The sequence below is a fragment of the Streptomyces sp. E-08 genome, assembly GCF_049913095.1.
GTDB lineage: Bacteria > Actinomycetota > Actinomycetes > Streptomycetales > Streptomycetaceae > Streptomyces.
Map to the genome: position 1 here is coordinate 4,070,097 of NZ_CP183971.1, position 25,364 is coordinate 4,095,460.

The following is a 25,364-nucleotide window of genomic DNA, read 5'->3' on the forward strand; positions in this document are numbered from 1 at the left end:
ACACATATCACCGCGAGCGCCGCTACAGCGCGGCGCCGTGACCGGGTAATCTCAGCAGGAACTCAATAAGTTACCGCTTAGTAGGCCCGCCCGAGGAGCCCGTCATGCAACTCGCCGCGATCATCGTGTCGATCGCCATCACGGTGGTGGCCGTCGCGCTGTTCGGCCGCGCCACCGTGCAGATCTACCGCTTCGTGCGGCTCGGTCAGCCGGTACCCGCCGGCACGCGCACCGGTGACCCCAAGCAGCGCACCATCACGCTGGTCAAGGAATTCCTCGGCCACACGCGCATGAACCGCTGGGGCATCGTCGGCTTCGCGCACTGGTTCGTCGCGGTGGGCTTCTTCTCGCTGCTCCTCACGATCGTCAACGCCTTCGGCCAGCTCTTCCAGGCCGACTGGCTCATCCCGATCATCGGCGACTGGCTGCCGTACGAGATCTTCACCGAGTTCCTCGGCCTCATGACGGTCCTCGGCATCGTGACGCTCATCGTCATCCGCCAGCTGAGCAAGCCGACCAAGGCCGGCCGCAAGTCCCGCTTCGCCGGCTCCAAGACCGGCCAGGCGTACTTCGTCGAGGCCGTCATCCTGATCGTCGGCGTCTGCATCATGACGCTCCGCGCGCTCGAAGGCGTCCAGCACCACGTGACGAGCTGGGAGCCCGGCTTCTTCGCCTCGTACCCGCTGATCGCGCTCCTCGACGGCCTGGACCTCAGCACGATCCAGTACCTCACCTACTTCTTCGCGTGCCTCAAGATCGTCACGTCCTTCACCTGGATGATCACGGTCTCGCTCAACACCAACATGGGCGTCGCCTGGCACCGCTTCCTCGGCTTCCCGAACATCTGGTTCAAGCGCAACGCCGACGGCTCCACCGCCCTCGGCGCGCTCCAGCCGATGACCACCGCGGGCAAGGAGATCGACTGGGAGGACCCGGCCGAGGACGCCGTCTTCGGTGTCTCCCAGGTCGAGCAGTTCTCCTGGAAGGGCATCCTCGACTTCTCCACCTGCACCGAGTGCGGCCGCTGCCAGTCGCAGTGCCCCGCCTGGAACACCGGCAAGCCGCTCTCCCCGAAGCTCCTCATCATGTCGCTGCGCGACCACGCGCACGCCAAGGCGCCGTACCTGCTCGCGGGCGGCGGCAAGGACATGGAGGGCAACGAGAAGGCGACCGAGGAGCAGCTCAAGGACGTCCCCGCGTCGGCGATCGCCGAGGCCGAGCGCCCCCTCATCGGCACCGCCGAGGAGAACGGCGTCATCGACCCCGACGTCCTGTGGTCCTGCACCACCTGCGGCGCCTGCGTCGAGCAGTGCCCGGTCGACATCGAGCACATCGACCACATCGTCGACATGCGCCGCTACCAGGTGATGATCGAGTCCGCCTTCCCGTCGGAGGCCGGCACGATGCTCAAGAACCTGGAGAAGAAGGGCAACCCCTGGGGCCTGGCGAAGAAGCAGCGCGTCGAGTGGACCAAGGAGGTCGACTTCGAGGTCCCGATCGTCGGCAAGGACGTCGAAGACCTCTCGGAGTTCGACTACCTCTACTGGGTCGGCTGCGCCGGCGCCCTGGAAGACCGCGCCAAGAAGACCACCAAGGCCTTCGCGGAGCTCCTCAACATCGCGGGCGTCAAGTTCGCGATCATGGGAGGCGACGAGAAGTGCACCGGTGACTCCCCCCGCCGCCTGGGCAACGAGCCGCTGTTCCAGCAGCTCGCGCAGGAGAACGTCGCGATGCTGAACATGGCGTTCGGCGAGGACGACGAGGACGAGTCGACGAAGAAGCCGAAGTCGGCGAAGAAGATCGTCTCGACCTGCCCGCACTGCTTCAACACCATCGCCAACGAGTACCCGCAGCTCGGCGGCGAGTACGAGGTCATCCACCACACCCAGCTGCTCCAGCACCTCATCGACGAGGGCAAGCTGGTCCCGGTGACCCCGGTCGAGGGCCTCATCACCTACCACGACCCCTGCTACCTGGGCCGGCACAACAAGGTCTACACGCCGCCGCGCGAGATCATGTCCGCCGTCCCCGGCCTGCGCCAGCAGGAGATGCACCGCCACAAGGAGCGCGGCTTCTGCTGCGGCGCCGGCGGCGCGCGGATGTGGATGGAGGAGCGGATCGGCAAGCGCATCAACAACGAGCGCGTCGACGAGGCCCTGTCCCTCAACCCGGACATCGTCTCCACCGCCTGCCCGTTCTGCCTGGTCATGCTCACGGACTCCGTGAACGGCAAGAAGAACGAGGGCAAGGCCAAGGAGTCCGTCACCGTCGTGGACGTGGCGCAGCTGCTCCTTGAGTCGGTGAAGACCCCGGTCGACCCGGAGCCGGAGGCGACGGCCGAGGAGCCGGAGCCGGCGGTCTGATCCCGGACACGAGAAGAAGGGCCGCCCCGCGCGAGAGCGCGGGGCGGCCCTTTTCTCCTGCCTCGGGCCTCCGACTTCTCCTGCCTCGGGCCTCCGACATCTCCGAAGCCACGAGTACGGCAAGGGGGTGATACGCCGGATGTGCCACAGCCTCCGCGCGCCCCCGCACGACCACGTCGCCCCCGTCGGGCCCCCTAGGGGATGTCACAGCTCAGTGGCAAGGCCCGGCCTGGGGAGCGCCCGCACGGGCTGAGCGGGTACGTTCAAGGACGTGGCTGGATTCAGGAACGGACGCGGCAGGGACAACCGCCCCCCGCAACAACAACCGCAGCAGGCGCCGTACGGGTACAACGCGGCCCCGCCGCCGCACCCGCAGCAGCAGTGGCAGCAGCCGCCGCAGGGCCGCCCGCAGCAGGGGTACGGACAGCAGGGGCAGCAGGGGCAGCCGTACGGCCGGCAGGGGCACCAGCAGGGGCACCAGCAGCCGTACGGGGAGCCGGAGTACTTCGGCGATCCCTACGGCCAGCAGCAGCACCAGCAGCACGCGGCGGCGGCGAACAACCCGGGCCACACCCAGATGTTCAGCGTGGACGACCCGTACGCCCAGGCCGGGCCGCCGCCCGCGCCCGTACCGACGGGCCCCCGGCTCCCCTGGAAGCCGCTCCTGAGCGGCATCGTGCTCCGCCCGGCGGACACGTTCCTGCGGATGCGGGACCACGCGGTCTGGGGTCCGGCGCTGGTCGTCACGTTCCTCTACGGGCTCCTCGCGATCTTCGGCTTCGACAAGGCCCGCGAAGAGGCGATCAACGCGACGCTGTCGAGCGCGATCCCGTACGTCCTGATGACGGCCCTCGGCTTCGTGCTCGGCGGGCTGATCCTGGGCGCGGTCACCCACACCCTGGCGCGCCAGCTCGGCGGCGACGGGGCATGGCAGCCCACGGTCGGCCTCTCCATGCTGATCATGTCGATCACGGACGCCCCGCGCCTGGTCTTCGCGCTCTTCCTGGGCGGCGAGAACGGCCTGGTCCAGGTCATCGGCTGGGCGACCTGGCTGGCGGCGGGGGCGCTCTTCACCATGATGGTGAGCCGCTCGCACGACCTGCCGTGGCCGAAGGCACTGGGCGCGTCGGCGATCCAGCTGGTGGCGCTGCTGAGCCTGATCAAGCTGGGCACGCTGTAGCCGGTCACGTACGGACATGGAGGAGCCCCCGTCACATGCGGCGGGGGCTCCTCCATGCCCCTGGCAAGTAGCGGGGACCGGCCATGAACGACGGTTAGAAGCCATTCGCGGCACCGCTTCGATCATCGCGTTGACTTGCCGGCATCACGGATCCAAGATCGACGGCGATCCATGAACTCGTTCTCAACTCATTCGAGGAGTGCCATGTCCGGAAGGCTTTCCCGCCTCGCGGTGTTCTCGGCCGCGCTCGCCGCGTTCGGAATGGCGGGGGCTCTGCCGAGCACCGCTGCCGCCGCTCCCGCCGTCTCCACCGTTTCCCCCGCCCCCAGCGGCACCACGGCGATGCACTTCATCGCCCACTACAGCTCCGAGGCGCAGTGCGCGGGCGGCGGCGCGTACTACGTCCGCCACGGCTACTCGTCCTACTACTGTCTCCGCGAGTCCGCCGGCTGGGGCCTCTACGTGTGGGACTGACAGGTCAGTACGCCCGACGGGGCGACGCGCGATTCCTCGCGCGTCGCCCCGTCGGCCGTTCCGGCGCTGTTCCCACCGGGAGGATCAGGCGTCGAGGACCTGGCCCTCGCGCTTCACGACGGGCGGCTCGACCGACCAGGGGAAGTTGATCCACTCGTCGGTCTTCTTCCACACGTACTCGCACTTCACGAGGGAGTGGGACTTCTCGTAGATGACGGCGGAGCGGACCTCGGCGACGTGGTCGACGCAGAAGTCGTGGACGAGCTTGAGCGTCTTGCCGGTGTCGGCGACGTCGTCGGTGATGAGCACCTTCTTGTCGCTGAAGTCGATCGCGTCCGGCACGGGCGCCAGCATGACCGGCATCTCCAGCGTGGTCCCGACACCGGTGTAGAACTCCACGTTCACGAGGTGGATGTTCTTGCAGTCGAGGGCGTAGGCCAGACCGCCGGCGACGAAGACGCCGCCGCGGGCGATGGAGAGCACGATGTCGGGCTCGTAGCCGTCGTCGGCGATGGTCTGCGCCAGCTCGCGGACGGCGGTCCCGAAGCCCTCGTACGTCAGGTTCTCGCGTACTTCACTCATGCCTGCGACCGCCTCACACCTGGGTCCGATGGAAGTTCATGAAGGAGCGGGAGGCCGTCGGCCCCCGCTGGCCCTGGTACCGGGAGCCGTACCGCTCGCTCCCGTACGGGAACTCGGCGGGCGTGCTCAGCCGGAACATGCACAGCTGGCCGATCTTCATCCCCGGCCAGAGCTTGATCGGCAGGGTCGCGAGGTTCGACAGCTCCAGGGTCACGTGCCCCGAGAAACCGGGGTCGATGAACCCGGCGGTGGAGTGCGTGACGAGCCCGAGCCGCCCGAGGGAACTCTTCCCCTCCAGCCGCGAGGCGATGTCGTCCGGCAGGGTGATGACCTCGTAGGTCGAGGCGAGCACGAACTCGCCCGGGTGCAGGATGAACGCCTCGTCGCCCTCCGGCTCGACCTCACGCGTCAGGTCGAGCTGCTCGACGGCGGGGTCGATGTGCGGGTAGCGGTGGTTCTCGAACACCCGGAAGAAGCGGTCAAGCCTCACGTCGATGCTCGAGGGCTGCACCATGGATTCGTCGTACGGGTCGATGCGCACCCGTCCGGCATCGATCTCGGCCCGGATGTCCTTGTCTGAGAGAAGCACGCCCCCACGATACGCAGAGGGCGCGGACCTGCCCCAATCGGCAGGCGCCCGCGCCCCGGCACTCACGGCTCAGCGCCGCCCGACCTCCACCGGCACCGCGTGCCGCAGCCGCGCACACCGCGGACACCGGATGAGCCGCCCGGGCCCGATCCGCCCGGCACCGAGCTGCTGAAGCGGGAACGAAGCGGTACTGAACACATGCCCTTCGGCACAACGGACGACGGTGCGCTCCATCGAAGCCATCAAGTCCCTTCCCCTACACCTGTGGTGGACGATCAGCCACATTAGGGGATGAAGGGGGCGCCCTCCACGCGGCACTCCGCACACGCCGAACGTGCGAACTTCGCCTCAAGTGGCGCATGGGGTACAGTGTGCAACGATGCGGCACGGATCATCCGGCCGCTGTGCGGATGTAGTTTAATGGTAGAACATGAGCTTCCCAAGCTTATAGCGCGGGTTCGATTCCCGTCATCCGCTCTTGAGAGAAGGCCCAGGTCAGAGACCTGGGCCTTCGTCGTTGTCTAGACCTCTCGGGGCCCGCCGTGCCCTCCCCTGCCCGCGTGGAGGGCTGGTTCCTGACCGACTGGCTCGGCTGAGAACCCGTTGCCGTCTCGGGGCGGGCCCGGGCATGGTTGTGCGCGTGATCGATTCGCCTGCCGGGAAGCGGCTCGCCCGGGTCTTGTCCGCCTTGGGGATGTCCCGGGACGTGGAAGCCGTGCCGCTGGAGAGCTACTCCAACGACGCCTGGCGCATCGGCGATCAGATAGTCCGCGTGTGCTGGCGGGGTGACATCGGCCGACTTCGGCGCGAGGCCGCGGTCGTGCCCCTGCTGCCCGCGGAGATTCCCTGTCCCGAGGTCCTGGCGGACGGCGACGACGGCGAACTGGCCTGGACGGTCACCCGCCGGATGCCGGGGCAGGGCCTTCACGCGCTCTGGCCCACGCTGAACGAGGCCGAGCGCCGCGCGGCGATCACCCAACTGGCCGACGTACTACGGACGCTGCACGCCTGGCAGCCGCCGGAACCGGTCCGTGGCCTGCTGCTGGGGCGCCTGCGCTCCCGGCCGAAGGGCCCGGCGGCCATCGTGGGCGCCGACCTGTGTCCGCTGCCCGTCGAGCGCGCGCAGGTCCTGGTCTCCCACGCCGAGCCGTCGTCCGGCCTCGGCCTCGTCGCGTCCAGACTCGCCGAGCTGGCCGCCCTCGACCCGTACCTGGAGGAGCCGCAGGGCGTCGTACACGGCGACCTGCACTTCGCGAACCTGCTCTGGGACAAGGGGCGGATCACCGCGGTCCTCGACTTCGAATGGGTCCGGCTCGGACCGCCCGATCTGGACCTGCTGCCCCTCCTCCGGTCCGTCGACTGGGCCGGGACCGGCGACGCCGAACTCCTGCCGCCGCAGGAGACGGCACGGATCCTCGGGTGGCTGGCAGACGATTACCCGCAGCTCTTCGAGCACCCCCGGCTGATCCATCGCCTGTGGCTCTACCAGCTCGCCAACACCGTCCGCGAGCTGTACACGTGGCCCCCGGCCGCACCGGAACAGGCGGCGGCCGATCACCCCGTGAACAACCTGCCCCGGTTCGGTCTGGGCCCCCACCACCTGCATGATCTGCTCCCCCCTGCCTGAGTCGGCTCATCGCGCTTCCAACAGGTCGTCCGACGGCTGGAACCCGGCCCCCGGTAGAGGGGCGCGCCGCGTCCGGACGGCCGGACGGCGAGGACGTCCAGTCTCACCGGGAGGACAGGCCGGCGCGGGCTGCGGTCATGAAAGCGGCCTTGTGCTCCTCCAGGTGCTCGTTGACCTCGGTGTCGCCGATCTCGCGCCATACCGCCTGGTTGAGCGCGCGGCCGTACGCGTGGACAGGGGCATGCAGATCCTCGTCACAGAGCAGCACGAGGTGCCGTTCAGCGACCCAGAGTTCGGTCATGGTGGCGGAAGCGGGGCCACTCCAGCCGTCGTCATCACCGCCCCATGATTCAGGGCGGCTGTAGGCCGCTCGTTCGGCCTCCTGGGCGCATGCGATGAACTCCTTGATCGCCTGGTATGGACGGCCAAAGCGGCGGTGATTCCCAAGCTAATGGCGCGGGTTCGATTCCCGTCATCCGCTCCATAGCGAAGCCCCAGGTCAGCGACCCGGGGCTTCGTTGTTGTCTAGACCTCTTGGGGATTCCTCCCGCACCACCTACGCGGCGCACGGGTGCGCCTCCGGCCGGAGCCTGACGCGCAACCGCGGCAGACCCTGGGCGGCTCGGCCGGGAGGCGCTCGCACGCGCACGGGACCCGGCAGGCCTGGACCGTCTCCCGTCCGAGGTCAGCCTCCGGGAGGTCCGCCACAGGGCCCGTCGCGTGGACTGAACCGCTTTTACCCTCCACTCGGAACGACCTGGTCCTGCGGGGCGGGTAGCTCCGCTCTTCCCTGTGCGGGTACGGATCCCGATCCTGTGGCCCGGCCTGGTGCCGCCTGCCGCGTTCCGGTGCGCCGTGCCGCACGGCGCCACAGTCGGGGCAGGAAGGCGTAGAAGCGGTCGGGCAGGAACACGGCGTCCGCGATGATCATCGCGCCGGAGAAGAGCGGCAGCCCCATCAGTACGGCGATGCCGATGTGCATCCCGAGCAGCACGGCGAGAACGGGGTACTTGAGCCGGCCGAAGAGTACGAACGGGAAGGCGACCTGGACGAGCACCGTGACGTAGCCGGTGATCGCGATCACCATCGGGAAATCGTCCACGAGGTGGGAGAGCGCGGGCCAGGGCTGGAACAGTTCGAGGTTCAGCGCGTAGTGCAGAGCGGTGCCGCCTCCCCAGGTGGGCCCCTGGACCTTGAACAGGCCCGCCGATCCGTAGAGGAAGCAGACCTGCGCGGCGATGACGAAGACGCCGCAGTTGTGCACCACGGTGGTCAAGGTGACGCGGGCATGGCGGAGTTCCCGCGCGTACGAGCCCGGCACCGGCTCCGGCACGTCGCCCGCACGAGCCGACTTGAGCCGGGCGCGGCGTGCGTCCAGGGACCAGCGCCGACCACACGCGGTCAGGACGAGGTACATGGCCATCAGCAGGACCAGGTTGTCGCCCCCGTCCGTCATGAAGATCGACCTCGCGTGGAACGAGATCACCACGACGGCGAAGAGGACGGACATGACGCGGGTCCGCCAGCCCAGGATGAACAGTACGGACGTGACGACGGCCATCGCGTAGCAGAACTCGAAATAGGCGGGGCTGTCGGACAGGATCAGGACGCTGTTCCAGCCCGTCTGCTCGAAGAGCTGTTCCGCCAGCGCGGGCGTCCAAGGGGACTCGGGTCCCCAGATCTCTCCACGGTGCGGGAACTCGCGGAGCAGGAAGACCAGGTAGAGCAGCCCGTAGCCGATGCGCAGCACCGAGGCGGCATACAAGGACACCGGGCGGCCGGTGAGGAGGGCCCACAGAGCATTGACCTGGCCGAGGAGCCACTGACGGGCGACACCGACGAGCGAAGCCCCCGGACTCTGGGGGCGTTGCGGTGCGGCTGCCGCAGAGGAGGGCTGGGAGGGCTGCTCAATTCCCATGGGGGGTCACCTTCCACCAGGGCAGGAGCCGGTTCTCGGTGGGTACCGGCGGGCGGTCACCGGCGGCTGTGCCGGGAGCGGCGATGGGCGTCGTGACGACCCGGAGCTGAACGAAGTCGAACGTGTCACCGCCGTGGCGGGCGGCGAAGCGGTCCGCGACGATGTTGCGCAGGTACTTCTGCATCATCACCGCCCGTTCCGAGCGTGCCGTGTCGCTTCCCCCGTGCGTCTCGACATAGGAGCTCCAAGCGCGGCGCAAAAGGTTCTGAGCCGTGTGGCTAGGAAATGCGTTGTGGTCGACCGCGGCATTGTCCACGGCGGCCAGGTCGAACCAGGGGCTCACTCGTACCGATCCGTCGGAGGCCGTTTGTGCAGTTCTTGCCAGGACCTTCCGGTTGAAGGAATCGGGGTCCGGTGCGAAAAGTCGCCAATTCTGCTCGAAAAGGGGGTACACCCATCCGTTGACCTGTGGGCTGTACCGCTTCGATACGGGGTTGGAGGGGGCTACGTGAAGGAACACCATGACGACATGGACCAGCGTGGTCACCAGACACAGGGCCACGGCCGTGCGCAGCCCCGCTCTCAGTGCGCGGACCCTCATGGGCCGTCTGTCCGACGGGGTCGCTCCGTCGCGTTCCGGTGGCAGGGCGGCCGGATCGGAATCGGACTGCTGAAGTTCCTGCACGGCCGCTGTTTCGATTCCGCTCGACACCGCCCACCCTGTCCTTCGCGTATGCGCTGCTCGCGCCTGAGTCTTTCCGCGTCCCTCACCGGCGGCGCACGACGGAACCGCTGAGGGTTCCGCCGCGCGCCGTCATCCGATGAACGGTCGTGATGCGGCCTGCTGCTCAGCCCTCGTGGACCGCGGGCTTGTCGGCGTAGCCGTAGTGCCCGTCGGCCTGCTCACCCTGGTCGCCGTAGTCGCCGTGGTCGCCGTGCTCGCCGTGCTCGCCGTGCTCGCCGTGCTCCGGCTTGCCGGGCCCCTCGTCGTGCCCGTGCTCCGGCCCACCGTGCTCCGGCCCACCGTGCTCGGGCTTGCCGCCGTGGTCCGGCCCACCGTGGTCCGGTCGGCCGCCGTTCCCGCCGGTGATGGAGCCGCCGGTCGTGTTCCCCGCGCTGTTGCCCGACGTGTTACCGCCAGTGGTGTTCCCGGCTGTGTTGCCCACGGTGTTCCCGGAGGTGTTGCCCGCGACGTTCCCCGAGGTGCCGCCGCCCACCAGGTTGACGCTGGGCCCGCCGATGAGGGTGCCGCCGATCAGGCCCAGAGTCGTACCCGTCGTCGTTCCGGTGGTCGTTCCGGTCGTCGTCGTTCCGGTCGTCGTTCCGGTGGTCGTTCCCGTCGTCGTTCCGGTGGTCGTTCCCGTCGTCGCGCCGGTCGTCGTACCGCCGGTGGCGCACCCGCCGAGGAAGATCCTGTTGTTGTTGAGCGTCACCTCGCCGTTGCGGGCCAGTGCCCGCCCCTCGACGCTCGCCCCCTGGTTCACGAAGATCGAGGTCAGGGCCATGATGGTGCCCACGAAGGTGGAGGTCGTGCCGAGGGTCGCCGAACTCCCGATCTGCCAGTAGACGTTGCACGGCGAAGCACCGTTGGTGAGGAGGATCCTGCTGTTGGATGCCGTCGTCAGGGCTTCGGGAATCTGGAACACCCAGACCGCGTTGGGGTTTCCCCCGGCGTTCAGGATCAGGTCACCGGTGAGGCCGACACCGGATGTGGCCCTGTGGACGCCGGGAAGCAGCTCCTGCCCTCCGCCGATGCCCGCGGCGAGCGGGAAGTCCGGTGCCTGGCCCGTGAGTTGGCCGGCCGCATTGTTGTACGCCACGATCAGATCGCTCTTGGCCTGGGCGGCCGCGGCGTCCGCGGGGTGCACAGCGCCGAGCACCAGGCCGGGCGGGAAGCCGGTGATGGCCGGGTTCGGGTGCGTCCCGAGGTCGTGATCGAGCACCGAGTTGCCGGTGTTGGTGACTCCCTGCCCTGCCAGGACGGAGTAGCTGGCGGTCGTGCCCAGAGGAACGGGCGTCGCGATGGCAAGTGCCTGCGTCGACGTGACGGCGACCATGGCGGCGGCGACTGCTGTGGCGAGGGCCGAGGCCAGCCCGCCGGACAGAATGCGGCGCTGAGTCGTTCGAGGGATGTGCAGCTTCATCAAGAGGCCATTTTCTGTGGGGGGCCGTGGCACACGCCGGGCCTACGGATCACCCGGGGTGCCTTCTAGCTGTGGCCGCATATTACGCATGAAAATTCGCGCACCCGCACCGGGCGAAACCGAGGAGGGGGATTAATATAAAAACATTCAACGCCGCGGTGCGTGATGAAAATATGCAATCCCGTGCCGCCGACGATTCGGAACATCGCCGGATGAGTGAAATTCGATCAGTTCACACGAAGCGGCACCGCACACCTGTCCTGAAACCCGACCCCGATGTGAACACGGATGTACGCCGACCGGGTCGAATCAGGAACGCTGCGGCACGGGCGTGGCGCGCCCGGGGCGAAAAGCGCAAGGAGGCGCGGTATCAGCGGCGGGTTCTTCCCGGTGCCGGCCGCGTGTGGAGGAGCAGCGGTTCCGGGGCATCGTCGCAGCCCGGCGCGTCGCCCTCGGAGTTCAGGACGCGTAGAGCTTGATGGCGTCGGTGATGAGGTGCCAGCTCTGCTCCGGCGCGAGGGCCAGCGCCCGCAGCCGGGCGTGCGTCACGCTGTACTGATGTACGTCGGACGGCTTCGCCAGGCAGAGGCCGCTCGTGAACCTCTCCAGATACACCACCGCCTCACGGGTGTCGGGGAACTCCAGGAGGGAGAACTGCCCCGTCAGCCCTGGGTGAGCGCCTGTGCTGTGAGGGAGTACCTCGACGGTGATGTGCGGCTCGGTGCTGAGCGCGTGCAGGTGCTCCAGTTGCTCGCGCATGATCTCCCGGCTGCCGACGACACGCCGCAGGGCCGATTCGTCCAGGACGACCCAGAGGTGCAACCGGCGGGCGAGGTCATAGATCCGGTACTGCCGGCGGAGTCGCACCTTCAGTCGCGCGGCGGCCTGGTCGACCGTAACGAGGGGGATCGTTTCCTCAATGACCGCGGCGGCGTAGGCGGGGGTCTGCAGCAGGGCGGGAACCACCATGGGCTCGTAGGCCCGGATGGAGGCGGCGACCGCCTCCAGGTCGAGATAGACGCTGTGGGGGATGTCGCCGTAGGAGTGCCACCAGCCCTGACGGCTCGACTCCCTGGCCAGTGCTGTCAGGTGGTCGACGAGATGGTGGTCGGTGACGCCGTAGAGCACGCAGAGATCGCGTACGTCGCGGGGGCTGACCGCACGGCGCCCCGTCTCCATGTGACTGACCTTGGCCTGGGAGATCAGCAGTTCCGCCGCGACCTGTGTGCCGGTCATACCGCGGTCCTCGCGGAGCCGGCGCAGCTCCGCCCCCAGTCGTCGTCCCGTGACGGTGGGGTTGTTGTTCGCCGCCATGGGCGGTGTACCTCCGGCTCCAAGCCACTACGTGCCCGAGCAGATTGGCATGGAGCACCGGTTGTTGATCACGCGCCGTGCCGCCGGTGTCGTGCGTCGGTGAAGAATTGACGCGATTCAATCTGCCCGGCGTCGCCCGTACGAACCAGCGCTCCGCGGCCCACGGCGCCCTACGGGAGCCGGCGATGATCAGCGCCATGGGCGCCTCGGCTCTGCAGCCGAGGCCCCGTGGCATCGTGCCCCATCCGTGCCCTTCGAAACGGTGAACAGCGGTCAACACGGGTGTCGCCGGATCACCGAAAGGAGCCGCGAGAAGGGGCGTTTTCACAGGTCAGGCACCTTCTGATCGGTGCCGGCTTCGGTGATTCCCAAGCTTATAGCGCGGGTTCGATTCCCGTCATCCGCTCTTGAACGAAGCCCCAGGTCAGCGACCTGGGGCTTCGTCGTCGTGCAGACCTTCCAGGCCGTCCCCGCGGTCACCGGAGCGGGCGGTGGCGGGCGGAGTGGCGGGTGCGCAGGGCCATGTAGAGGAGGTCTGCCACGAGTACCGCGATGCCGATGAAGAGGAGGAAGAGGAGTCCGTCGGCGACGGCGCCGATGAGGCCCAGAATGATCGCGACGATGATCAGGGCGAGGAAGAGTGTCATGGGGGCCGCCTCCCCGGCGGTCGGGGGCTCAGCGTCGGGCGAGTTGCCGTTCGCCGTTCGCACCGGGTTCGTAGGCGAGGCCGTAGTGGCGGAAGACGGCTTCCTCGTCCTCGAAGGGCAGGACGTCGTCCGGGCCGATGGAGGGGCTCTGTTTCACCAGTTTCCTGTCGTGGGCGACCCGCACGTACCCCGGCCCCACCGTCGCTCCCTCCGGGGGGACGAACACCAGGCGGTGCCGGGTGGGCAGGCCGACGCGGACCGTGGCCATGGCCGGTTCGTCGGTGCTGGTGTCGACGTAGACGGATTCCAGTTCGCCGATCTTGTGGCCGCCGGGGTCCACCACGTCCTGGTTGCGCCACTCGCGGATGTCCGCTGTCTGGATCATGCCGCTCCTCCCTGCTCGGTCGCCGGTGGGGGAAGCGTGGCGACGAGGAGCTCGGTGGCCTGCGTGATGTTGTCGGCGTGGACCGCGCGGGCCATGGCCGTGCGGGCGGCATCGGGTTCCGTGTCCGGCGGCACCACCATCAGCGCGAAGTGGTCCTTGTCGCCACGGGTGATGAGGACGGTGTCGTCGCCGACGGGGAAGGAGTCGAGGTGGACGACCCGGTCGTCGATGACCAGTCGGGCCGGAATCTCGTCCCACGCGGTGGCGTCCAGGCCGACCCGGGTGATGGGTCCGAGTTGCTCGGTCAGGACGGACACCAGCGCGGGAACCTCCTGCTCCACGTCGCGCGTGCGCGGCCACCACGCCCCGTCGAGGACGCCCTGCCGGGAGTGCGTCGTCTCCAGCCGGAGCAGAGCCGTACCGGGTCGTACCGCCTGGTGGATCTCGTCCGGCAGGAGCAAGGGGGTCGGGATGTCAGAGTCGGCCATGGTGGATCCGCTCGTCTACGGGTGGGGCGCCGCGGCCCGCCACGACTGCGCCTGAAGGGGCGACCGGTCGCCGGCGGGGCGACTGTGCCGTCATCTCACGGTAACCCCGGCTCCCGCTTGTCCGCCCGGCGCCGCACGCTCGTTCGTACGAACCGGAAGTCTCTCCCCGTATCAGGCCGAGAATGGGCTGATCAGACGTACGCTGGAAGTACCGGAAGTACTTCGAGCACCAGCTTCCACGCAGGTGTCATTTCCGGGGAACACGAAAAACCGGGCTGCCGACGGGCAGCCCGGGGGCAGGTCCGCCATGACCACCACCCTCGACAGGACGGCGAACCGCGCCCTCACCCCAGGACTTCCGGCCCGCTTGTCGCTCACTCCGAAGACCACGCTCGCCGGTCGGCTCGACGGCGCCTGGTGGCCCCGTTCACGCGACCTGGCAGCCGAGCTGCCGGCGCTGGCCGACGCCCTCGAAGGACGCTGGGGCCGCATCACCCGTGTCCTGGTGAATCCCGGTCACTGGCCCGTCGTCCCGCACAAGGTCGCCGTCACCGGCCGCGTGCTGCACGTGGGCTGGTTCACCGAGCAGGACCCGGACAAGATCATCCTGCTGTCCTACACGACCGGCCGCTGCGATCTGCTCGTGATTCCGCCCGAGACCGAACCCGCCTCCGCGGCCCGGCTGATGACCGCCGCCGCCCTCCCCGGAAGCATCCTCTCCGCAGGTGGGCTGATGTCCGGCGAGGCCGCGACCGACCGCCGTATGGGGGAGGCGCGGAGCAGCGAAGACGCCTGGGAGAACGACGGCGGGGCCGCCCCGGCGCCCCAGCCGCACCCAGCGGCGCACCCCGTCGTCGGCGCGCGGATGATCCCGCTGCCGGGACACACCGGGAGGTGACGACATCGAGATCGTGATCACGCTCCTGGCAGGCGCCCTTCTGATCGTGCTCGGCACACGCCTGCTCCACCGGCTGAACGCCCAGCACGACGCACGCATCGCGGCCCGCCACTTCAGCGACCCCTACCCCTCCCTCAGCCGTCCCCCCGGCCACAGCCACCCCAGGCCGCCCGAACGGATCGCCGATCGTCGGCCCACGGGCACCTGGCCCTGACCTGCCTGACCTCAGACCACTCCTCCGGCCGAAGGCCGCGGGTGGGGCACCCGACACCCGGGACAACCCACCCGCCGGCCTCTCGCTTTTGTCCCGAACGGAGCACGCCGTCTTGCACCCCACCGAGAACGAACTACTGCCGCAGGCCGAACACGCCGAGATCCGTATCGTCTCCGCCACGCCCGAGGCCGCCCGTGCGGTCGCCGAAGTGATCCGCCGGTGCTTCGCCGGCGCGGAGCAGCGCAGCTACCCCGTGCCAGGCGGCGGCACACGGCTCCACCTCACCGTCGACACCGAGACCGCCGCCGGACCCGCCCGCACCTGGCTCGCCACCAGCAGACCTCTCACCGGCACCGGCCCCCACACCGAGGAGCCCTGACCGGCAACGAACGACGCCACGACGACAGGACCACGCGGCCATGGCGACACTCCACGAGCGGCAGCGGTACCGCCGGCAGATCCTCCAGGCTCTCTACACGGCCGCCGAAGGCAACCGCCTGCTCGGCGTCACCGGAGCCGCGCTCAACCACGACCTGCGCATCCCGGAGCAGGATCTCGCCGCCGCCTGCTCCTACCTCGCGGGCGAGGGGCTGGTCACCGTCGACTGGGAGCCGGGAAACACACCCGCGATGGTCTCGCTCACCCACCAGGGCATCCGCCTCATGGAAGCGGAGGAGGAAGAGGGCGGCTGAACCGGTCCGCCTCCGGTCACCGGCAACCTGTGCCCCCGCACGGCGTCCCTGTGGCGTGACCTGCTGCCAAGGAGCATTCTGGAGGCCACATCGCTGGTGCGGGCCGCTCCGGTACCCGGTCGCCGCGCAGTCGCGGCACCCACCCCGTACGGCAGGACCGGGCGAGGTCATCGCCGCTCGGTTGGAGGCAACGGGATGACCCTCGGACGGCTCGGAAAATCCGATCGCTCGGAGAGCTTCGGGGAGGGGCTCCTGGGAACGATCCTGGACCGGGCGCACGAGCTGCCGCCCGACCGGGTCGGGCTGGTCGTAGCCGAGACGGTGAGCCGGTTGGGGGGCAGGAGTCCGCAGATCCTGCTCCAGGACTACGGGCAACAGAGGCTGGTTCCCCTACTCGCCGAAGGGCTGACGGGCGGCGAGCCGCTGTCCATCGACGGTTCGGAGGCCGGCCGGTGCTTCCTCACGTCGCGCCTGGTCGAGCTGGCGCGGGCCGACGGAGTACGCGTCCACATACCGCTGCTCGACGGCGGCGACCAGGCCGGCGTCCTGGCCGTCACCCTGGACGCGGTCGACGACGACGACCGCCGCCTCCTGCGCAGGATCGCCGGCTTGCTCGCCGGTGTGCTGCAGACCAAGAACGGCTGCACCGACCTCTTCTTCCGCACCCGCCGCAGCGAGCCGATGAGCGTCACCGCGGAGATCCAGTGGTCGCTCCTGCCGCCGCTCGCCATGTCGATGCCGCGCGTTGCCGTCGCCGGAGTCCTGGAGCCCGCCTACGACGTGGCCGGCGACAGTTTCGACTATGCCCTGAACGGCGACACCTTCCATCTCGCTGTGATCGACGCCATGGGCCACGGTCTGAACGCGGCCACCCTGGCCACCGTCGCCATCGGCGCGTACCGGCACGCCCGCCGCATCAGTATCGAGCTGTCCGAGATCTATCTCTTCATGGACCGGGCGGTGGCCGAGCAGTTCGCCCCCGACCACTTCGTCACCGCGCAGATGCTGCGGCTGGACACGACCACCGGCCGTCTCCAGTGGGTCAACGCGGGACACCCTGCCCCCGTCCTGATCCGGGAGCACCGTGTCATGGGCCGCCTGGACAGCCCCACCACCCTCCCCGTCGGCTTCGGAGGAGCCCAGCCACAGGTCAGCGAGGTGACGCTCGCGCCAGGGGACCGGATCCTCTGCTTCACCGACGGCCTGATCGAGGAACACGAGAGCGGGCAGGAGCAGTTCGGCGAGGACCAGCTGATCGACTGGGTGAACCAGCTGGAGAAGGCGGACCGAGGAGTCCGCGCGGTGGCACGGGACCTGTCCCATACGCTCAAGCGAGCCCGCGGCGAAGCCACCTCGGACGACGCCACTCTCGTCCTGGTGGAGTGGCGTGGCTGATCTGCCGCCGTGCCACAACGTGTCAGTAGAGGCGGTCAACAGCGGACGACAAAGGAGTCGAGCAGGCGGCGAAGAAGCGGCGTCGGGCTAACGTTTGCGCGGGTCAGAAGCGCTTCGCGGGCCCAAGTGCCGGGTGATTCCCAAGCTTGTAGCGCGGGTTCGATTCCCGTCATCCGCTCGTGAACGAAGGCCCTGGTCAGAGACCTGGGACTTCGTCGTTCTCCAGACCCCCGACGCTACTCGATGTCGAGTGGCTGCCGTCCGGTCAGTCGCCCTTCACGCTGAGGCCGACGGGCGGGGGGCGGATCGCGTCCTCCTCGGCGCTGGAAGGATGGCCGGCCTTCCGGCGCTGCCCATGGGGACGGGCGTCATCCCTCTGCCTCGCTTCGCAATCGACAAGATGCGGGCTGTCGCTGTGCGTGTCAGCGTGATCCGAGAGGAATCCGTACCCCGTCATCAAGAGGAGTCGCCTTCATGGACGGTAGGCAGGACAAGCGTCAGGAACCGGGCAAGGGCCACGAGGCGCAGGAGCACCATCGCCCCGGAGACCCCGCGCGGCCCCGGCCGGGTAAATCGTCCCGCGAGAAGGAACAGAAGCCCGGCCCGGAGGAGACCTCGCGCCGCCGTGAGGACGACCTGATGCGCGAAGAGGACCTGCACGACGAGGGGCTCTGACCAGCGCACGACTCGCCCACACGCCCAGCGCCCTGCCTGCGCGAACGCAAGACCTACCGCGAACAGGTGCTCCGGGTCCGGTACGAAGCCGTCGAGAGCAACCGCCTCCTCGGCATCACCGGAGCGCAGCTGCGGCGCGACCTCCACGCGCCGGAACAGGATTCGGCCGCCGCCTGCACCTACCCGGCGGGCGCAGGGCCGATCACCGTTGACTGGGACTACGCCGTCGGGGCGAAGCCTCCGGCCGGCGGGATTCCGTGCCCGGCCCGACAGGGGAGACCCAACATCGTGGCAAACCGTGGAGCAGGAAACGTCATTCCGTACGAGGTACAGGGCAGCGGTCCGGAGCAGGTCATCGCACTCCACCACTGGCTGAGCGACAGATCGAGTTTCGGCCATCTGCGGCCGCACCTGGACGGAGGCGCGTTCAGCTACGCGTTCGTGGACTGCCGTGGGTACGGCGAGGCGATGGGCACCCCCGGCACATACACGATGGAGGAAATCGCGGCGGACGTCCTCGCCGTGGCCGACGACCTCGGCTGGGACACCTTCTCGGTCATCGGTCACTCCATGGGCGGCAAGGCGGCCCAGCAGTTGTTGCTGGACGCCCCCTCACGGATCCGCTCGATCATCGGCATCTCGCCCGTGCCCGCGTCCGGGTTCCCGCTCGAAGGGGAGATGTGGGAGCTGTTCGTCGGGGCCGTGGAGGATTCCGGCAACCGCAGGACGATCTTCGATGCCCTCACCGGCAGTCGGCACGACGACGCGTGGCTGGACGCCAGGGTGAACGGCTCGGAACGCTCCTCGCAGGCGGCCCTGCGCGCGTACCTCGAATCCTGGACGCGCGGCCCCGATATCCACGAGCTGGTCAAGGGAAACGCGACGCCAGTGCTTGTAGTGGCCGGTGCGAGCGACCCGGCGATGGGCCCCGACACCATGCGATCCACGTGGCTGCAGTGGTATCCGAACGCCGAGCTCGAGGTCTTCGACGACTCCGGTCACTTCGCCCCCGACGAAAGTCCGCAGGCCCTGGCGACGGCGGTCGAGAGGTTCCTCGGCCGCTAGATGGCTCCCCGTCGGCTTCGGAGGAGCACAGCCACAGCTCAGCGAGGTGACGCTCGCGCCCGGGGACCGGATCCTCTGCTTCACCGACGGTCTGGTCGAGGAGCACGAGAGCGGGCAGGAGCAGTTCGGCGAGGACCAGCTGATCGACTGGGTGAACCAGCTGGAGAAGGCCGACCGGGGAGTGCGGGCGGTGGCACGGGACCTGTCCCATACGCTCAAGCGAGCCCGCGGCGAAGCCACCTCGGACGACGCCACTCTCGTCCTGGTGGAGCGGCGTGGCTGATCTGCCGCCGTGCCCCAGCCGTGCCCTTCAGCGCGGCGAACAGCGGTCAACACCGGGTCTTCGCGGGGCAGCGAGAGACGCCGACCCAAGGGATGTCTTCGCAGGTCAGGCTGCAGATGACAGACGAAGGTGTCGGTGATTCCCAAGCTTATAGCGCGGGTTCGATTCCCGTCATCCGCTCTTGAACGAAGCCCCAGGTCAGCGACCTGGGGCTTCGTCGTTGCCCAGGCTCTGGGGCTTTGTATCCGGGGCGTATCGGGTGACGCTCGGGGGGGTACCGGTCCGGGAAGGACGAGACGCGGGCACGGTGGGCTGTCCGCTGGCCGTCGTATGGTTCCCACGGTGGCGTGGTCACCCGCACGTCGGGAACGTGACCCCGGGCCACGCGCACGTCGCCTTCCGAACAGGAGCTGTCCTCGTGTCCTCGCCCGACTCCCCCGCGTCCACCGCGCGCGTGCTCCTCGTCGAGGACGACGACCTGATGCGCCGGTCCTTCGCCGTCGCCCTGGAGCGCTACGGCTACGAGGTGCGGGCCGTCGCCGACGGGCTCACCGGTCTCGAAGCCTTCCGGGAGCGCGACTTCGACCTGCTGATCCTCGACGTGATGCTGCCCGGCCTCGACGGGATCGGGCTGTGCCGCCGGGTCCGGGAGACCAGTCTGGTGCCGGTGCTGATGATGTCCGCCCGCGGCGATGGGCTGGACGTGGTCGCCGGTCTTGAGGCCGGGGCAGACGACTACGTCGTCAAGCCGGTGGAGACGTACGTCCTGGTGGCCCGCATGCGTTCGCTGCTGCGGCGCGCCACGTACGCGCCCGTACCCGCCGAGGGGCCGGAGCGGGCCGGGAGCCGGCCGGCCGCGGGAGATGTGCTGGAGTTCGGGGACCTGAGGATCGACACCGCCGGGATGGAGGTCTTCCTCTCCGGCGCGCCGGTGGCGCTGACCCCGACGGAGCTGAAGCTGCTGCTGGAGTTCGCCGCCCACCCCGGAATCGTGCTGGAGCGGCACACGCTGCTGCGGAACGTGTGGGAGTACGGCTGGGACGGGGACAGCCGCGTCGTGGACCTGTGCGTGCAGCGGCTGCGGCGGAAGGTGGGCCGGGACCGGATCGAGACGGTCCGGGGCTTCGGATACAAGTTCCGGCGGTGACCGTGCTTCCCCTCCGCGGGCCGTGGGCAGGCCGCACCCCACTGCGCCGGAAGATCGCCGCCCTCGCCGCGGTCACGGCCCTGCTCGTCGTGGCGGCGGTCGGCGTCCTGGTGCACCTGTGGACCGCCCAGGACATCCGCGGCCGGGGCGAGGCACGGGCGATGAACACGCTGTACGCGGCCATGGACGTCTACCGGCGCACAGGCGTCCTCTCCGACGGCGCCGAGCTCGACCCCGCCGATCTGCCGGCCGCGCTGCGTGCCCCGGCCGACGGCGAACGGCACCCCGTGTACGACGGGCGCGTGGAGGGTAACGTCGGGCCGAGTGTCTGGGCGGCCCAGCGCACCGGCGGTCCGGGCAGTCCGGTCCTCGCCGTGCAGATCAACCTGGGCCCGGACCACGCGAACCTGTCCCGTCTCGACGCGGCCATGGCGGTCGCCTCCGTCGTCGCGCTGGCGGGAGCCGTACCCCTGACCGTCTACGGCGCGGGGCTGCTGTCCCGGCGGCTGGGCCGGGTCGCGGAGACGGCGGCGCGGATCTCCGCCGGGGACCTCGATGCCCGTACGGGGCCCACGAAGGGCCGTGACGAGGTCGCGGACATCGCCATGACCGTCGACCGGATGGCCGACAGCCTCGCGCTGCGGCTGCGCACCGAGCGCCGGTTCACCGCGGACGTGGCCCACGAACTGCGGACCCCCGTCGGAGGACTGCTGGCCGCCGTCGACCTCCTGCCGTCCGGCGAGACCGAAGACCTGCTGCGGGCGAGGGTGCGCGACCTGCGCGACCTCGTTGAGGACCTCCTGGAGATCTCCCGGCTGGACGCGGGCGCCGAGGAGGCGGTGCGCGTCCGGGTGCCGCTCGGCGCCGTGGTCGCCGAGGCGGTGTCCCGTACCGGCCTCGACGCGCAGTTCACGGACGACGGCGGGGCGCGGACGGTGGAGACCGACCCACGTCGGCTGGAGCGGATCGTCGCCAACCTCGTCTTCAACGCCCACCGCCACGGAGCCGGCCCGGTCCGGGTCACCGTCGACGGACCGGCGGTCGTCGTCCGCGACCACGGACCCGGCTTCCCGGACGACCTGCTGCTCCACGGCCCGCGCCGCTTCCACACCGGCGCCCGGGAACGCGGCTCGGGCCACGGCCTGGGGCTCACCATCGCCCTCGGCCAGGCCCACGTCCTCGGTGCCGAACTGTCGCTGGCCAACGCCCCGGACGGCGGGGCCGTCGCGACCCTACGGCTCCCCGACTGACGGGACGGCTGCCAGAACGGTCGGTACGTGGTGGAGCGGGCACTGATACACGGCGGCCCACGGGCCGATACGTTGCTCCGGCACCCTTCGAAGGACACCGCGTCCCGTACCGAATCCAAGTCGGGACCCGCTTCGAGGAGGCCACCGTGAACCCGACCGTCCACACCACCGCCCTGTCCCGCGGCGCCCTGGCCGCCGGCGCCCTCACCACCGTCCTGTCCCTGCTGCTCGTCGTCGGCGGGCTCACCGCGAACACCGGGGCGGGCGAGACGGGACAGCCCGCCGCAGTGCTCGGCGCGATCGGGCTGTTCCTCGGCGGGACGCTCCTGGCCGTCGGCGCGCTCGCCCGCAAGGTCGTCGCGCTGGGCGAGCGCCGGTAGTGGCGCGCCCCTTCAGGGCCTCCCCGCCGCCCGCGCCCCCGACGCGCGGACACGGCGGGGAGGCCCTTTCCCGTACCCGGCCCGCTACGCGGTTGCCGCATGCCTGAGCGGACGCCGATACACGGTGGCCCTGGCCCCGATACGTCCGCCGGACACCCTTCACGTGCGCTTTCCGTACGAGAAGAGGAGCCCCATGACCGCCGACCTCCTGCCGCCGCACCCGACGACCGGCATCGCGGCCGCCACCACCGACCTGATGAAGGTCTATGGCACCGGCGACACCCGCGTGGTCGCCCTGGACCGGGTCAGCATCGCTTTCCGGGAGGGCGAGTTCACCGCGATCATGGGCCCCTCGGGCAGCGGTAAGTCCACCCTGATGCACTGCGTCGCCGGCCTCGACGCACCCACCTCCGGGTCGGTACGCGTCGGCACCACCGAACTCGCCCGGCTCGGCGACCGGCAGCTCACGCAACTGCGCCGGGACCGCATCGGGTTCGTCTTCCAGGCGTTCAACCTGCTGCCGACGCTGACCGCCCTGGAGAACATCACCCTGCCGATGGACATCGCCGGCCGCCGCCCCGACCGCGCGTGGCTGGACCGGGTCGTCTCCATGGTGGGTCTCGCCGACCGCCTGGGCCACCGGCCCGCTGAACTGTCCGGCGGCCAGCAGCAGCGCGTCGCCGTCGCCCGCGCCCTCGCCTCCCGCCCCGCGATCGTCTTCGGCGACGAGCCCACCGGAAACCTCGACTCGCGCTCCGGCGCCGAAGTCCTCGGCTTCCTGCGGGACTCGGTGCGCGAACTGGGCCAGACAGTGGTCATGGTCACCCACGACCCCGTCGCCGCCGGCTACGCCGACCGCGTCGTGTTCCTCTCCGACGGGCGCCTCGTCGAGGAGATGGCCCGGCCCACCCCGGACCGCGTCCTCGACCTCATGAAGAGCCTGGGATCCCGCTCCCACGACAGCTGAGCCGCACCCCCGCTCCGCTACCGACCCCACCAGGCCGCCCCGGCTTCCCCGTCCTCCTCCGGAAAGTCTCCACGCCCCATGCTGAGAACAACCCTGCGCAACCTCCTGGCCCACAAGGCGCGGCTGGCCATGACCGTCCTCGCCGTCTGCCTGGGCGTCGCGTTCGTCAGCGGCACCCTCGTCTTCGCGGACTCCACCGCCGCCGCCCACCGCGCCGCCGCGTCGAAGACCTTCGCCGGCATCGACGTCACCGTGACCGAGAAGGCCCCCGAACCCGGTACGGACTCCGACCCGCGGGCTGTGCTCGACGACGCGCTCGTCGCCCAGCTGGCCCGGGTGCCCGGCGTCGCCGCCGTGAGGCCGTCGGCCGACGGCTCGGCCACCCTGAACGCGGCGGACGGCAGCCCCCTGCGGACCGGCCGGGCCTGGGCGAACCTGGCCGGCGCGTACGTACCAGGCAAGGACGGCAAGGACAGCCGCTACCCGCTGGCCGAGGGCCGCGCCCCCGCGCACGGCGGCGAGATCGCCGCGGACCTCGGAACCGCTGCCGCGGGCGGCTTCCGGCTCGGCGACACGGTCACCCTGGCCACGGACGGCCCCGTCATGACCGCGCGCCTCGTCGGCCTCGTCACCACGGACGACACCCGCGTCACCGCCGGCGGCACCCTCGTCCTCTTCGACAAGGCGACCGCCCAGAAGCTGTTCGCCACCCCCGGCCACTACACCGGCATCGACCTGACCGCCACGCCCGGCACCACCGCCTACGAACTCGCCGACCGGGTCACGGCTGTCCTGCCCGCCGACCGCGCCGAGGCCACCACGGGCCAGGCGCAGGCGGCCCAGCAGGCCATCCTCGTCGACACCCTGACCCGCGGCTACGAGAAAGTGCCGATGGTCTTCGCCGGGGTCTCGCTCTTCATCGGCTCGTTCCTCATCGTCAACACCTTCACCATGCTCGTGAAGCGGCGCACCCGCGAGACCGCCCTGCTCCGGGCGATCGGCGCCTCGCGCCGTCAGGTGTCGCGCTCCGTCCTCCTGGAGGCCCTGGTGGTCGGCCTGGCCGCCTCGGCGGCCGGTTTCATGCTCGGCCTCGGCATCGCGGCGGTGCTGCCCCACGTCCTCGGCGGTGACAGCGCCCTGCCCAGCGGCCCCCTGGTGATCGGCCCGCGCTCGGTCGTGGCGGCGCTCGGCGTGGGCGTCGGCGTCACCGTGCTCGCCGCGTGGCTGCCCTCCCGCCTGGCCGCCAGGACCTCGCCCATGGAGGCGCTGCGCACAGCCGAACAGCCTCCTCCGGCACAGCGGTTCCGGCTGCGTGGTGCGGTGGGCCTCGTCCTCCTCGCTCTCGGTGCCGGGTGGCTGATCTCGCTCAGCGGGGCGAAGGACGCCTCGGAGGAGAACCTGCGCGACGCCATGGCCGGCTGCGGCCTGTTCGCCGCCGGCCTGCTCGTGCTCGCGCCGCTGCTCGCCGGCCCGGTGATCCGGCTGATGGGGCGGCTGACCGGGCGCTTCGGCGTCACCGGCCGCCTCGCCCGGGAGAACGCCCTGCGCGACCCGCGCCGCACGGCGGCCACTGCCGCCACCCTGCTCATCAGCACCGGCCTCCTCACCGGCCTCGCCGCCATCGGGCACTCCACCGGACAGGCACTCGACCGCCAGGCGGCGGCCGGGCTCGGCGCCGACCACGTCGTCAGCACGCGCTCCACCATGACGGGCATCGACCCAGCCGCCGTACGACGGCTGGCCGAGACCCCCGGCGTGCGCGCCGCGCACCCGATCACCGACTCCACCCTGTTCACCGGCAGCGGCGTCCGGCAGATCTCCGGCGTCGACCCCGCCACCGTGCGCGACACGATGAAGCTCGACTTCGTCTCCGGCTCCGCCGAAGACCTGGCACCGGGCCGGATCGCCGTCTCCACCACCCTCGCCCGCGAGAGCGGAGTGACCACCGGCGGCCGGTTGAACGTCCAGATGGGCCGCGCGGGAAGGCCCACCCCGTACCAGGTCGTGGGCGTCTACCAGGACAACCCCGTCGCCCGCGACGCGCTCGGCAGCCGCGGCGAGGTCGCGGCGCACAGCTTCCTGCCCGGCTCCGTCCAGCGCGTGCTCCTGCGCACCGACGGCCCGCCGACGGCGGCGCTGGAGGACCGGCTGCGCACCGCCGTCGGCAACAACCCCCTCCTCACGGTGCAGGACCGCGACCAGCTCGTCCGCGAGGCCGCGGGCACCATGGGCGACCTGCTGGACGTGATGTACGGGATGCTCGGCATCGGCGTCGTCATCAGCGCGCTCGGCATCGTGAACACGCTGGCCATGTCGGTCGCCGAACGCACCCGCGAGATCGGTGCGCTGCGCGCACTCGGCATGGACCGCGCCGGCGTCCGCCGCATGATCCGCCTGGAGGCCCTGACCGTCGCCGGCTTCGGAACCCTCCTCGGCCTGGCGGGCGGCCTGTTCGCCGCCTGGGCCGTCGGCTCCCTCGCCAATGGCGCCATCGAGCAGTACACCCTGGCACCGCCCTGGGGAACCCTGCTCCTGGTGTGCCTGCTCTCCCTCGCGATCGGCGTCCTCGCGGCCGCCGTCCCCGCCCGCCGGGCAGCCGCCCTGAGCCCCCTGGAGGCGGCCGCGAACGCGTGACACTCGCCGCGGCTCCCGGGCAACCGCTACCGAGGCCGGGAGGCGGCGCGGGT

The 25,364-nt window shown here is 70.2% G+C and carries 26 protein-coding genes, 1 tRNA gene and 1 pseudogene; 18 read left to right on the forward strand and 10 right to left on the reverse strand.

All coding sequences use genetic code 11. The features are described from left to right. The first annotated feature begins 104 nt into the window (after window positions 1-104). From ACN9MM_RS18575 to ACN9MM_RS18585, 3 genes are all read left to right on the forward strand, one after another. Window positions 105-2,363 (forward strand): (Fe-S)-binding protein, encoded by a 2,259-nt coding sequence (locus ACN9MM_RS18575; protein WP_426364671.1) that lies wholly within the window; start codon window positions 105-107, stop codon window positions 2,361-2,363. Window positions 2,364-2,634: 271 nt separating this feature from the next. Next, window positions 2,635-3,543: a Yip1 family protein gene (locus tag ACN9MM_RS18580; RefSeq protein ID WP_426364672.1), complete on the forward strand. Its 909-nt coding sequence runs from the start codon at window positions 2,635-2,637 to the stop codon at window positions 3,541-3,543. Between the two features lie 204 nt (window positions 3,544-3,747). Then, on the forward strand, window positions 3,748-4,017 hold the full coding sequence (locus ACN9MM_RS18585; protein ID WP_426364673.1) for a hypothetical protein: 270 nt from the start codon (window positions 3,748-3,750) through the stop codon (window positions 4,015-4,017). Window positions 4,018-4,101: 84 nt separating this feature from the next. Here ACN9MM_RS18585 and ACN9MM_RS18590 read toward each other — a convergent pair whose 3' ends face one another. Further along, window positions 4,102-4,599 carry a phosphoribosyltransferase gene (locus tag ACN9MM_RS18590; RefSeq protein ID WP_024755952.1) on the reverse strand — a complete coding sequence of 166 codons (498 nt, stop codon included), beginning with the start codon at window positions 4,597-4,599 and terminating at the stop codon, window positions 4,102-4,104. A gap of 13 nt (window positions 4,600-4,612) precedes the next feature. Further along, window positions 4,613-5,188, reverse strand: a complete 576-nt coding sequence (gene dcd / locus ACN9MM_RS18595; RefSeq protein ID WP_055642613.1) for a dCTP deaminase — start codon at window positions 5,186-5,188, stop codon at window positions 4,613-4,615. A gap of 406 nt (window positions 5,189-5,594) precedes the next feature. On the opposite strand from dcd, the gene ACN9MM_RS18600 reads away from it, so the two are divergent. Both ACN9MM_RS18600 and ACN9MM_RS18605 read left to right on the forward strand, forming a co-directional pair. Beyond that, window positions 5,595-5,665: transfer RNA gene (locus ACN9MM_RS18600), tRNA-Gly, on the forward strand. Window positions 5,666-5,828: 163 nt separating this feature from the next. Further along, on the forward strand, window positions 5,829-6,815 hold the full coding sequence (locus ACN9MM_RS18605; RefSeq protein WP_426364674.1) for a phosphotransferase family protein: 987 nt from the start codon (window positions 5,829-5,831) through the stop codon (window positions 6,813-6,815). Window positions 6,816-6,918: 103 nt separating this feature from the next. Here the strand turns inward: ACN9MM_RS18605 and ACN9MM_RS18610 are convergent, their stop codons facing one another. From ACN9MM_RS18610 to ACN9MM_RS18645, 8 genes are all read right to left on the reverse strand, one after another. Next, window positions 6,919-7,116 (reverse strand): hypothetical protein, encoded by a 198-nt coding sequence (locus ACN9MM_RS18610; RefSeq protein WP_426364675.1) that lies wholly within the window; start codon window positions 7,114-7,116, stop codon window positions 6,919-6,921. Between the two features lie 435 nt (window positions 7,117-7,551). Next, window positions 7,552-8,733 carry an HTTM domain-containing protein gene (locus ACN9MM_RS18615; protein ID WP_426364676.1) on the reverse strand — a complete coding sequence of 394 codons (1,182 nt, stop codon included), beginning with the start codon at window positions 8,731-8,733 and terminating at the stop codon, window positions 7,552-7,554. Further along, window positions 8,723-9,334, reverse strand: a complete 612-nt coding sequence (locus ACN9MM_RS18620) for a DUF5819 family protein (RefSeq protein WP_426368770.1) — start codon at window positions 9,332-9,334, stop codon at window positions 8,723-8,725. The genes ACN9MM_RS18615 and ACN9MM_RS18620 overlap by 11 nt, the downstream gene beginning before the upstream one ends. 247 nt (window positions 9,335-9,581) lie before the next feature. Further along, window positions 9,582-10,877, reverse strand: a complete 1,296-nt coding sequence (locus ACN9MM_RS18625) for an ice-binding family protein (protein ID WP_426364677.1) — start codon at window positions 10,875-10,877, stop codon at window positions 9,582-9,584. Between the two features lie 459 nt (window positions 10,878-11,336). After that, a complete protein-coding gene (locus ACN9MM_RS18630; protein WP_426364678.1) occupies window positions 11,337-12,191 on the reverse strand; it encodes a helix-turn-helix domain-containing protein in 855 nt (284 codons plus the stop codon). A gap of 476 nt (window positions 12,192-12,667) precedes the next feature. Beyond that, complete coding sequence (locus tag ACN9MM_RS18635) at window positions 12,668-12,838, reverse strand: hypothetical protein (RefSeq protein WP_426364679.1); 171 nt, start codon at window positions 12,836-12,838, stop codon at window positions 12,668-12,670. Window positions 12,839-12,866: 28 nt separating this feature from the next. Continuing rightward, window positions 12,867-13,223 carry a PRC-barrel domain-containing protein gene (locus ACN9MM_RS18640; RefSeq protein WP_426364680.1) on the reverse strand — a complete coding sequence of 119 codons (357 nt, stop codon included), beginning with the start codon at window positions 13,221-13,223 and terminating at the stop codon, window positions 12,867-12,869. After that, on the reverse strand, window positions 13,220-13,711 hold the full coding sequence (locus ACN9MM_RS18645; protein ID WP_426364681.1) for a DUF5994 family protein: 492 nt from the start codon (window positions 13,709-13,711) through the stop codon (window positions 13,220-13,222). The genes ACN9MM_RS18640 and ACN9MM_RS18645 overlap by 4 nt, the downstream gene beginning before the upstream one ends. 307 nt (window positions 13,712-14,018) lie before the next feature. Here ACN9MM_RS18645 and ACN9MM_RS18650 point away from each other — a divergent pair, with 307 nt between their 5' ends. The 13 genes and pseudogenes from ACN9MM_RS18650 (at window position 14,019) to ACN9MM_RS18710 (ending at window position 25,311) form a co-directional block, all read left to right on the forward strand. Then, the gene (locus ACN9MM_RS18650) at window positions 14,019-14,609 is read left to right on the forward strand and encodes a DUF5994 family protein (RefSeq protein WP_426364682.1); all 591 of its coding nucleotides are present in this window, start codon (window positions 14,019-14,021) and stop codon (window positions 14,607-14,609) included. A 13-nt stretch (window positions 14,610-14,622) separates the two neighbouring features. Continuing rightward, window positions 14,623-14,823, forward strand: a complete 201-nt coding sequence (locus tag ACN9MM_RS18655) for a hypothetical protein (RefSeq protein ID WP_426364683.1) — start codon at window positions 14,623-14,625, stop codon at window positions 14,821-14,823. A 112-nt stretch (window positions 14,824-14,935) separates the two neighbouring features. Continuing rightward, a complete protein-coding gene (locus ACN9MM_RS18660) occupies window positions 14,936-15,202 on the forward strand; it encodes a hypothetical protein (protein ID WP_426364684.1) in 267 nt (88 codons plus the stop codon). 40 nt (window positions 15,203-15,242) lie between these two features. Continuing rightward, window positions 15,243-15,515 (forward strand): hypothetical protein, encoded by a 273-nt coding sequence (locus tag ACN9MM_RS18665; RefSeq protein WP_426364685.1) that lies wholly within the window; start codon window positions 15,243-15,245, stop codon window positions 15,513-15,515. 195 nt (window positions 15,516-15,710) lie between these two features. Beyond that, complete coding sequence (locus tag ACN9MM_RS18670; RefSeq protein ID WP_426364686.1) at window positions 15,711-16,910, forward strand: PP2C family protein-serine/threonine phosphatase; 1,200 nt, start codon at window positions 15,711-15,713, stop codon at window positions 16,908-16,910. A gap of 474 nt (window positions 16,911-17,384) precedes the next feature. Continuing rightward, complete coding sequence (locus ACN9MM_RS18675) at window positions 17,385-17,585, forward strand: hypothetical protein (RefSeq protein WP_426364687.1); 201 nt, start codon at window positions 17,385-17,387, stop codon at window positions 17,583-17,585. Window positions 17,586-17,873: 288 nt separating this feature from the next. Continuing rightward, complete coding sequence (locus tag ACN9MM_RS18680) at window positions 17,874-18,650, forward strand: alpha/beta fold hydrolase (protein ID WP_426364688.1); 777 nt, start codon at window positions 17,874-17,876, stop codon at window positions 18,648-18,650. 4 nt (window positions 18,651-18,654) lie between these two features. Further along, window positions 18,655-18,933 (forward strand): annotated as a pseudogene (locus ACN9MM_RS18685) (SpoIIE family protein phosphatase); the annotation flags it as partial. A 481-nt stretch (window positions 18,934-19,414) separates the two neighbouring features. After that, window positions 19,415-20,080, forward strand: coding sequence for a two-component system response regulator CseB (gene cseB / locus ACN9MM_RS18690; protein WP_426368771.1), 666 nt, complete (start codon window positions 19,415-19,417; stop codon window positions 20,078-20,080). After that, complete coding sequence (locus ACN9MM_RS18695; RefSeq protein ID WP_426364689.1) at window positions 20,077-21,330, forward strand: sensor histidine kinase; 1,254 nt, start codon at window positions 20,077-20,079, stop codon at window positions 21,328-21,330. The genes cseB and ACN9MM_RS18695 overlap by 4 nt, the downstream gene beginning before the upstream one ends. Window positions 21,331-21,476: 146 nt before the next feature. Beyond that, window positions 21,477-21,710, forward strand: a complete 234-nt coding sequence (locus tag ACN9MM_RS18700; RefSeq protein ID WP_426364690.1) for a hypothetical protein — start codon at window positions 21,477-21,479, stop codon at window positions 21,708-21,710. A gap of 193 nt (window positions 21,711-21,903) precedes the next feature. After that, window positions 21,904-22,677 carry an ABC transporter ATP-binding protein gene (locus ACN9MM_RS18705; protein WP_426364691.1) on the forward strand — a complete coding sequence of 258 codons (774 nt, stop codon included), beginning with the start codon at window positions 21,904-21,906 and terminating at the stop codon, window positions 22,675-22,677. A 78-nt stretch (window positions 22,678-22,755) separates the two neighbouring features. Next, the gene (locus ACN9MM_RS18710) at window positions 22,756-25,311 is read left to right on the forward strand and encodes an ABC transporter permease (RefSeq protein ID WP_426364692.1); all 2,556 of its coding nucleotides are present in this window, start codon (window positions 22,756-22,758) and stop codon (window positions 25,309-25,311) included. The last annotated feature ends 53 nt before the right edge of the window (window positions 25,312-25,364 follow it).

What these genes read in the sequence shown, in the direction of transcription:
- ACN9MM_RS18575 (WP_426364671.1), top strand. Translation starts at nt 105, where the DNA reads ATGCAACTCGCCGCGATCATCGTGTCGATCGCCATCACGGTGGTGGCC.
- ACN9MM_RS18585 (WP_426364673.1), top strand. Translation starts at nt 3,748, where the DNA reads ATGTCCGGAAGGCTTTCCCGCCTCGCGGTGTTCTCGGCCGCGCTCGCC.
- ACN9MM_RS18590 (WP_024755952.1), bottom strand. Translation starts at nt 4,599, where the DNA reads ATGAGTGAAGTACGCGAGAACCTGACGTACGAGGGCTTCGGGACCGCC.
- ACN9MM_RS18610 (WP_426364675.1), bottom strand. Translation starts at nt 7,116, where the DNA reads ATGACCGAACTCTGGGTCGCTGAACGGCACCTCGTGCTGCTCTGTGAC.
- ACN9MM_RS18615 (WP_426364676.1), bottom strand. Translation starts at nt 8,733, where the DNA reads ATGGGAATTGAGCAGCCCTCCCAGCCCTCCTCTGCGGCAGCCGCACCG.
- ACN9MM_RS18620 (WP_426368770.1), bottom strand. Translation starts at nt 9,334, where the DNA reads ATGAGGGTCCGCGCACTGAGAGCGGGGCTGCGCACGGCCGTGGCCCTG.
- ACN9MM_RS18625 (WP_426364677.1), bottom strand. Translation starts at nt 10,877, where the DNA reads ATGAAGCTGCACATCCCTCGAACGACTCAGCGCCGCATTCTGTCCGGC.
- ACN9MM_RS18630 (WP_426364678.1), bottom strand. Translation starts at nt 12,191, where the DNA reads ATGGCGGCGAACAACAACCCCACCGTCACGGGACGACGACTGGGGGCG.
- ACN9MM_RS18635 (WP_426364679.1), bottom strand. Translation starts at nt 12,838, where the DNA reads ATGACACTCTTCCTCGCCCTGATCATCGTCGCGATCATTCTGGGCCTC.
- ACN9MM_RS18640 (WP_426364680.1), bottom strand. Translation starts at nt 13,223, where the DNA reads ATGATCCAGACAGCGGACATCCGCGAGTGGCGCAACCAGGACGTGGTG.
- ACN9MM_RS18645 (WP_426364681.1), bottom strand. Translation starts at nt 13,711, where the DNA reads ATGGCCGACTCTGACATCCCGACCCCCTTGCTCCTGCCGGACGAGATC.
- ACN9MM_RS18650 (WP_426364682.1), top strand. Translation starts at nt 14,019, where the DNA reads ATGACCACCACCCTCGACAGGACGGCGAACCGCGCCCTCACCCCAGGA.
- ACN9MM_RS18665 (WP_426364685.1), top strand. Translation starts at nt 15,243, where the DNA reads ATGGCGACACTCCACGAGCGGCAGCGGTACCGCCGGCAGATCCTCCAG.
- ACN9MM_RS18670 (WP_426364686.1), top strand. Translation starts at nt 15,711, where the DNA reads ATGACCCTCGGACGGCTCGGAAAATCCGATCGCTCGGAGAGCTTCGGG.
- ACN9MM_RS18675 (WP_426364687.1), top strand. Translation starts at nt 17,385, where the DNA reads ATGGACGGTAGGCAGGACAAGCGTCAGGAACCGGGCAAGGGCCACGAG.
- cseB (WP_426368771.1), top strand. Translation starts at nt 19,415, where the DNA reads ATGCGCCGGTCCTTCGCCGTCGCCCTGGAGCGCTACGGCTACGAGGTG.
- ACN9MM_RS18705 (WP_426364691.1), top strand. Translation starts at nt 21,904, where the DNA reads ATGACCGCCGACCTCCTGCCGCCGCACCCGACGACCGGCATCGCGGCC.
- ACN9MM_RS18710 (WP_426364692.1), top strand. Translation starts at nt 22,756, where the DNA reads ATGCTGAGAACAACCCTGCGCAACCTCCTGGCCCACAAGGCGCGGCTG.